Below are 7,412 nucleotides of genomic sequence, written 5' to 3' on the forward strand. Positions count from 1 at the left end.
ACGTACGCCTCAGACGGCGGCCTTCGCCCGGGCCTGCCGGGCGGCCGGGACAACCAGCGGCGTACCGGTCTCCGGGTCGTCGATGATCTGGCAGCGCACCCCGAACACCTCCTCCACCAGCTCGGCGGTGACCACCTCGGCCGGCGGGCCCTCGGCGACGACCACGCCCCCGCGCAGGGCGATCAGGTGCGTGGCGTAGCGGGCCGCCTGATTGAGGTCGTGCAGCACCGCCACCAGGGTCCGCCCCTGGGTCTCGTGGAGCTCCGCGCACAGGTCGAGCACGTCGAGCTGGTGCTGGATGTCCAGGTAGGTCGTCGGCTCGTCCAGCAGCAGCAGCGGGGTCTGCTGGGCCAGGGCCATCGCGATCCACACCCGCTGGCGCTGGCCGCCCGACAGCTCGTCCACGGCCCGGTCGGCGAGCTCGGCGACGCCGGTCGAGGTCATCGACTCGACGACGATCCGCTCGTCCTGCGCCGACCACTGGCGCAGCAGCCCCTGGTGCGGATAGCGGCCGCGCGAGACCAGGTCGGCGACCGTGATGCCGTCGGGGGCGACCGAGGACTGCGGGAGCAGGCCCAGCGTCTTCGCCACCTTCTTCGCGGGCAGCGAGGAGATCGCCTGCCCGTCGAGCAGCACCCGCCCTGCGGCCGGCTTCAGCATCCGCGACAGGGCGCGCAGCAGCGTCGACTTGCCGCAGGCGTTGGGACCCACGATCACCGTGAAGGAGTTGTCGGGGATCTCCACCGACAGGTCCTCCGCGATGACCCGCTGGTCGTAGCCGAGGGTGACGTTCTCCGCGCTCAGCCTCTGCACTTGCCCACTCCTCGTTTCGACCTGCTTGTTCATATGCGTCCCGCCTTGCGCTCCGTGACGAGCAGCCAGAGCAGGTAGACACCGCCGACCAGCCCCGTGACCACGCCCACCGGCAGCTGGTCGGAGCCGAAGGCCCGCTGCGAGGCCAGGTCCGAGGCCAGCAGCAGGACGGCGCCCATCAGCGCGCCGGTCAGCAGGTTCGACCCGGGCGACCGCGACAGCCGCCGGGCCAGCTGCGGCGCGGCCAGCGCGACGAAGCTGATCGGCCCGGCCGCGGCGGCCGCCGCGGTGGTCAGCAGGACCGCCGCCAGCATCAGCAGCATCCGGGTCCGCTCCACGGGCACGCCCAGCGCGTACGCGGCGTCGTCGCCCATCTCGATCATCCGCAGCGCCCTGCTCTGCCCGAGGACCAGCGGGAACAGCACCGCGCAGGCCGCCAGCAGCGGCCACACCTGCGCCCAGTCCCGCCCGGCCAGCGAACCGGTCAGCCACACCATCGCCCGGGTGGCCTCGACGATCTGCGCCTTGGCTATCAGGTACTGGATGACCGCCACCAGGACGGCGGACGCCCCGATGCCGACGAGCACCAGCCGGTAGCCGTGGATCCCCTGCTTGTACGCGAGGAGGTAGACGACCGCGCCGGCCAGCAGGCCGCCGACGACCGCGCCCAGCGCGACCTCGGTGGCGCCGCCCTTGAACAGGACGATGACGACGAGCGCGCCGACGGCCGACCCGTACCCGAAGCCGAGCATGTCCGGGGAGCCGAGCGGATTGCGCGAGACGGACTGGAAGACCGCCCCGGACATCCCGAGGGCCGCGCCGACCAGCACCGCGACCAGGACCCGCGGCAGCCGCAGGTCGTTCACGATGAAGTCGTCGGCGGGGGTCCCGTTGCCCAGCAGGGTCTGCACGACGTCCCAGGGCGCGATCTCGAAGTCGCCGGTGCCGATGAGCACGACGGCCAGCACCAGGGTCGCCGCGGCCAGCACCAGCCCGGTCACCAGCGCGCGCGGCTCGACGCGCAGCGAGGTGCGGCCGGGTCCGCGCAGGGCCCGGAGCCGGGAGGCCGGGACGGGGGTCGGGGCGGGAGTCGGGGCGGCGGGGGTCGCGGTCACAGCTGGGCCATCCTCTTGCGCCGAACCAGGTGGATGAAGACGGGGCCGCCGATGAGCGCCGTGACGATCCCGACCTGGAGTTCGGACGGCCGGGTGACGACCCGTCCGACCACGTCGGCGCCGAGCAGCAGCACGGGCGACAGGACGGCCGAGTACGCGAGCACCCAGCGCATGTCGGGCCCGGTCACCAGGCGGGCCAGGTGCGGGATCATCAGCCCGATGAAGATGATCGGCCCGCACGCGGCCGTCGCGGCCCCGCACAGCAGGGTGATGGCCACCATCGCCAGGATCCGGGTCCGCGTCAGGTTCGCGCCGAGCGCCCGCGCGGTGTCGTCGCCCATCGCCATCGCGTTGAGCGGCCGGCCCAGCGTCAGCGCGAGGACGGCGCCGGCCAGCAGGAAGGGGGCCACCTGCTTGACGGTGTCCATGTTGGCCGAGGCCAGCGAACCCACCGTCCAGAAGCGCAGCTTGTCCAGCGCCTTGGTGTCCATCAGCTGCACGGCGTTGATGTAGCCGACGAGGGCCGCGCTGGCCGCCGTACCGGCGAGCGCGAGGCGCACCGGCGTCGCGCTGCGGCTGCCGCCGAGCACGTACACGGCGGCCGAGACGACGGCGGCGCCGAGGAAGGCCCACCAGATGTACTCGTTCAGCGTGGCGGCCCCGAAGAAGCTGATGGCCGAGACGACGGCGGCAGCGGCGCCGGCGTTGACGCCGAGGATGCCGGGCTCGGCCAGCGGGTTGCGGGTCAGCGCCTGCATCACCGCGCCGGACAGGCCGAGTCCGAGCCCGACCACCACCCCGAGGACGGTGCGCGGGACCCGCAGGTCCCGTACGACCACGTCGTTGGTGGTGCCGGAGTAGTGGAACAGGCCGTGCCAGACCTCGTCGAGCGGCATCGGCTTGGCGCCCACGGCGATGCTCGCCACCGCGACCAGGGCCAGCACGGCGAGGGCGATCAGCAGACCGGCCACGCGCACCGCGTGCCGCGGACGGGCCACGGACGGCGGCGCGCCCTGCTCGGATTCGGGGGGACTCTCAGCCAACACGAAGGTTAGGTTAGCCTACCCTGCGCCCATTCTGATCACCCGAACGGCCGAGCCCGCCGGGCTCAGAGCCCCAGCTTCGCCAGGGCCTTCTCCACGTCGTCCGCGTACGCCCCGTCCCCGGCCCGCGACCAGGCCGCCGCGCACAGCGCCCGCAGCCCGTCGACCGGATCGCCCGGACCGCCGGCACCGCCCGCCGGCTCCACGTCGAGGCGGCCGTCCGCGTGCACCGCGGTCCAGCCGCCGCACCGCCAGCCGCCCGCGTGCTCCACCACCTCCGGCTGCCCCGTCAGCAGCCCGCGCAGGTCCCGGTCCACATAGGTCGGCCGGTGCCTCGGCTCGGCCCGCAGCAACTGGACGGCGTCCGTCACCCCGGTCAGCACCAGCAGCGAGTCCACGTCCCCGTTGAACGCGCCCTCGATGTCGGTGTCCAGCCGGTCCCCCACCACCAGCGGCCGCTCCGCCCCGGTCCGCAGCACCGTCTCCCGGTGCATCGGGGGCAGCGGCTTCCCCGCCACCTGCGGCTCCGCGCCCGTGGCGATCCGAACGACCTCCACGGCCGCCCCGTTGCCCGGCGCGATCCCCCGCGCCCCCGGGATCGTCAGGTCGGTGTTCGACGCGAACCACGGCACCCCGCGGTTGACCGCGTACGCGGCCTCCGCGAACCTCCCCCACGCCAGGTCCGGCCCGCCGTACCCCTGGACCACCGCCGCGAGCCCCTCCTCGTCGGCGGACTCCACCGGCACCAGCCCGCGCTCGCGCAGCGCGACCCGCAGCCCCTCGCCGCCGATCACCAGCACCTTCGCCCCCGGCTCCACCTGCTCCGCGATCAGCCGGGCCACCGCCTGCGCGGAGGTGATCACCTCACCCGCCTCGGTGGGGATCCCCAGCTCGGTCAGGTGCTCCGCGACGGCGTCCGGGGTCCGCAGCGCGTTGTTGGTGACGTACGCCAGGTGCATCCCGCCCTCCCGGGCCACGGCCAGGGACTCCACCGCGTGCGCGATGGCGTGCCCGCCCGCGTACACCACCCCGTCCAGATCCAGCAGCGCCGTGTCGTACGCCTGGTGCAGACTCCGCTCGCTGCCCGCGGGGCTGGTCCTGCTCTGCCGGGTCATCTGGCCACTCCTCTTGAACCGTTCCAACAACGCTCGAGACACCGCGATTCTTACGAACGATCTTGTCCGAGTTTGCGCTACCCCGTAACTCCCCCGATCATCCCGCATCGCGAGACGGGTCTTACCATGCACCAATGACCACACCTGGCAACGCGGAGCACGGGCTGCGCCTGATCCCCTTCCACGGACTGCGCTACGTCCCGGAGCGCGTCGGCAGCCTGGCGGCAGTGACCTCGCCGCCGTACGACGTGGTCGTACGCCCCGACGGAGTCGACTACCTCGAATCCGCCGACCCGCACAACATCGTCCGGCTGATCCTGCCGCAGGCCGAGACCCCGGCCGCGCGCAACGAGCAGGCCGCCCGCACCCTGCGCGACTGGCTCGCCGGGGGCGTCCTCAGCTCCGACCCGCGGCCCGCGCTCTACGTCTACGAGCAGCGCAAGCCGGGCCTCCTCCAGCGCGGCATCATCGGCGCCCTCGCCCTCTCCCCCGCCGAGGCGGGCGTCGTCCTCCCCCACGAGGACGTCATGCCGGACGTGGTCACCGACCGGGCGGGCCTCATGCGCGCCACCTCGGCCAACCTGGAGCCCCTCCTCCTCACCTACCGCGGCGACGGCCCCGGCACCGGAGCGGCCGGCGTCGTCGAGGACACCGCCGCCCGCGAACCGCTGCTGTCCACCGTCACCGAGGACGGCTTCCGCCACAGCCTCTGGGCCATCACGGACCCCGGCGAACTGGCCGTCGTCACCGCCGACCTCGCCCACCGCCAGGCACTCATCGCCGACGGCCACCACCGCTGGGCGACGTACCTGCGCCTCCAGGAGGAGCACGGCCCCGCCACCCCGTGGGACTTCGGCCTGGTCCTCCTCGTCGACACCGCCCGCTACCCGCTCCAGGTCCGGGCCATCCATCGGATGCTGCGCCGGCTCCCCCTCACCGAGGCCCTCGCCAAGGTCGAGGGCTCCTTCCGGGTCCGCCCCGTCGAGGGCCCGCTGCCGCTGGCCCTGGAGGCCCTCGCGGACGCCTCGGAGCGCGGAAACGCCTTCCTCCTCACCGGCGACGGCTCCTACCACCTGGTCACCGACCCGGACCCGGCCCTCATCGAGCGCACCGTCCGGCACGACCGCCCCGAGGCCTGGCGCCGGCTGGACGCGACCGTGCTGCACGCCTCCCTGCTCGACGCCCTGTGGCAGATCCCGGACGCCCCCGACCACATCTCGTACATCCACGACGCCGCCGCCACCGTCGCCATGGCCGAACGGCACGGCGGCACCGCGGTCCTGCTGCACCCCGTACGGGAGGAGGTCGTCCGGGACCTGGCCCGCCAGGGCGTCACGATGCCCCGCAAATCCACCTCGTTCGGCCCGAAGCCGGCCACCGGTCTGGTGCTCCGCAGCCTGGACTGACGGCCCCACCCGGCCCCGGACACGCGGAAGGGCGGCACCCCCGAGGGGGGTGCCGCCCTTCCGTCGTCCCGCGAGCGCCGCGGTTACGCCTTGCCGCGCTCGTCGTCCTCCACGACCACGAGCTCGTCGGTCATGTCGACGTCGGCGTCGTCGACGGGCTCGTACTCCTCGTCGTCCTCGTCGTAGTACTCGGCCTGGTCGGCGGCGCGCTCGGCGGCGGCCACCTCCGCCGGGTCCTCGTCGTCGTCCGAGTCCTCGTCCTCGTCGATGTCCGCGTCGACGTCCGCGTCATCGAGCTCCGAGTCGGCCGCGGCGGCGTCCACGAACTCCACGCCGTCGATCTCGGCGAGCCGGTCGGAGGCGTCGGTCGCGCCGTCCTTGTCGGCCTCGAGGGTCTTCGCGAACCACTCGCGGGCCTCGTCCTCACGGCCGGCCGCGAGCAGGGCGTCGGCGTAGGCGTACCGCAGGCGCGCGGTCCACGGCTGCACGGCGCTGGAGGCCAGCTCGGGGCTCTGCAGGGTCACGATGGCGGCGTCGAGCTCGCCCATGTCCCGGCGGGCACCGGCCGCGACCAGACGCATCTCGACCTGGCCGGCCTTGTCCAGCTTCTGCACCTCGGGCTCACCGGCCATGGCCAGCGCCCGCTCCGGACGGCCGAGGCCGCGCTCGCAGTCGGCCATGACGGGCCACAGCTCGACGGAACCGGTCATCCGCTTGGCGGCACGGAACTCCGCGAGCGCCTCGCTGTACTTCTGCGTCGCGTACGCGGCGAAGCCGGCGGCCTCGCGCACGGCGGCGACGCGGGAGGCCAGCCGCAGGGCGATGCGGGAGTACGCGTACGCCTGCTCGGGGTCCTCGTCGATCAGGCGGGCGACCATGACCAGGTTCCGCGAGACCTCCTCGGCCAGGCCCTTCGGCAGGCTCAGGAGCTCCTGACGGACATCGGCGTCGATCTCGTGGCCGGTGACGTCCTCGTCGATCGGAAGCCGCTTGACCGGGTCACGGTCGGAGCGGAAGTCGCGGTCACCGCGGTCGTCACGGCGGAAGCCGCCACGGTCGCCACCACGGTCATCACGGCCACCACGGTACCCACCACGGTCGCCGCGGTCATCGCGACGGAAGCCACCGCGGTCGCCGCCACGGTCGTCCCGACGCGGGTACGACGGGCGGTCGCCGCCACGGTCGTCACGGCCGCCACGGAAACCGCCACGGTCGTCATCACGACGCGGGTAGGACGGACGCCCGCCACGGTCGTCATCGCGACGCGGGTACGAGGGACGCTCACCCCGGTCATCGCGACGGAACGAGGGACGGTCGCCGCCACGGTCATCACGACGCGGGAAGGAGGGACGGTCGCCGCCACGGTCATCCCGACGCGGGTACGACGGGCGGTCGCCGCCACGGTCGTCACGACCGCCACGGAAACCACCACGGTCGTCATCACGACGCGGGAACGACGGACGGTCTCCGCCACGGTCGTCGCGACGGACGCCGCCACCGCCGGCGGGACGCCCGCCACGGTCGTCACGGCGGAAGCCGCCACCGGCGGGCCGGCCGCCGCGGTCGTCGCGACGGAAGCCACCGCGGTCGCCGCCACGGTCGTCACGGCCCCCGCGGTAGCCGCCCCTGTCACCGCCGTCGTTGCGCCGAGGCTCGCGCTCCGGACGATCGTCGGAGTAGTTGGACATGGGTGTGACTCCTGTCTTCGGGGTACCGCTAGTCATTCTCGCGCAGCCAGCCCATGGCCGCGCTTCGACGTAAAGATGGGAAAAACAAAAAGGACCCTTGGCCCAGCGTTGAACGCTGGACCAAGGGTCCTTTGAAAGATTGTTCGGCGGCGTCCTACTCTCCCACAGGGTCCCCCCTGCAGTACCATCGGCGCTGAAAGGCTTAGCTTCCGGGTTCGGAATGTAACCGGGC

At 73.2% G+C, this 7,412-nt stretch carries 7 protein-coding genes and 1 rRNA gene; 2 read left to right on the top strand and 6 right to left on the bottom strand.

What is annotated here, in order from left to right:
* Positions 1–9: 9 nt before the first annotated feature.
* The 4 genes from ACZ7IF_RS25320 to ACZ7IF_RS25335 form a co-directional block, all read right to left on the bottom strand.
* Positions 10–846: an ABC transporter ATP-binding protein gene (locus tag ACZ7IF_RS25320; protein WP_470975330.1), complete on the bottom strand. Its 837-nt coding sequence runs from the start codon at positions 844–846 to the stop codon at positions 10–12.
* Positions 843–1,928: a FecCD family ABC transporter permease gene (locus ACZ7IF_RS25325; RefSeq protein WP_470975332.1), complete on the bottom strand. Its 1,086-nt coding sequence runs from the start codon at positions 1,926–1,928 to the stop codon at positions 843–845. The genes ACZ7IF_RS25320 and ACZ7IF_RS25325 overlap by 4 nt, the downstream gene beginning before the upstream one ends.
* Positions 1,925–2,974: a FecCD family ABC transporter permease gene (locus ACZ7IF_RS25330; protein WP_470975335.1), complete on the bottom strand. Its 1,050-nt coding sequence runs from the start codon at positions 2,972–2,974 to the stop codon at positions 1,925–1,927. The genes ACZ7IF_RS25325 and ACZ7IF_RS25330 overlap by 4 nt, the downstream gene beginning before the upstream one ends.
* 62 nt (positions 2,975–3,036) lie before the next feature.
* Positions 3,037–4,086 carry an HAD hydrolase-like protein gene (locus ACZ7IF_RS25335; protein ID WP_470975338.1) on the bottom strand — a complete coding sequence of 350 codons (1,050 nt, stop codon included), beginning with the start codon at positions 4,084–4,086 and terminating at the stop codon, positions 3,037–3,039.
* Positions 4,087–4,220: 134 nt separating this feature from the next.
* Here ACZ7IF_RS25335 and ACZ7IF_RS25340 point away from each other — a divergent pair, with 134 nt between their 5' ends.
* Positions 4,221–5,492 (top strand): DUF1015 family protein, encoded by a 1,272-nt coding sequence (locus tag ACZ7IF_RS25340; protein WP_470975340.1) that lies wholly within the window; start codon positions 4,221–4,223, stop codon positions 5,490–5,492.
* Positions 5,493–5,575: 83 nt separating this feature from the next.
* Here ACZ7IF_RS25340 and ACZ7IF_RS25345 read toward each other — a convergent pair whose 3' ends face one another.
* A complete protein-coding gene (locus ACZ7IF_RS25345) occupies positions 5,576–6,418 on the bottom strand; it encodes a tetratricopeptide repeat protein (protein WP_470975376.1) in 843 nt (280 codons plus the stop codon).
* Positions 6,419–6,448: 30 nt separating this feature from the next.
* Here ACZ7IF_RS25345 and ACZ7IF_RS25350 point away from each other — a divergent pair, with 30 nt between their 5' ends.
* The gene (locus ACZ7IF_RS25350; protein WP_470975378.1) at positions 6,449–7,315 is read left to right on the top strand and encodes a hypothetical protein; all 867 of its coding nucleotides are present in this window, start codon (positions 6,449–6,451) and stop codon (positions 7,313–7,315) included.
* Positions 7,316–7,321: 6 nt separating this feature from the next.
* On the opposite strand, the gene rrf is transcribed toward ACZ7IF_RS25350, so the two are convergent.
* A 5S ribosomal RNA gene (rrf, locus tag ACZ7IF_RS25355) occupies positions 7,322–7,412 on the bottom strand; the annotation flags it as partial.

The organism is Streptomyces sp. NPDC037421 (genome assembly GCF_055602105.1).

Excerpts from the sequence above, each read along its gene's own strand:
- ACZ7IF_RS25320 (WP_470975330.1), bottom strand. The coding sequence starts at position 846 with ATGAACAAGCAGGTCGAAACGAGGAGTGGGCAAGTGCAGAGGCTGAGC.
- ACZ7IF_RS25335 (WP_470975338.1), bottom strand. The coding sequence starts at position 4,086 with ATGACCCGGCAGAGCAGGACCAGCCCCGCGGGCAGCGAGCGGAGTCTG.
- ACZ7IF_RS25340 (WP_470975340.1), top strand. The coding sequence starts at position 4,221 with ATGACCACACCTGGCAACGCGGAGCACGGGCTGCGCCTGATCCCCTTC.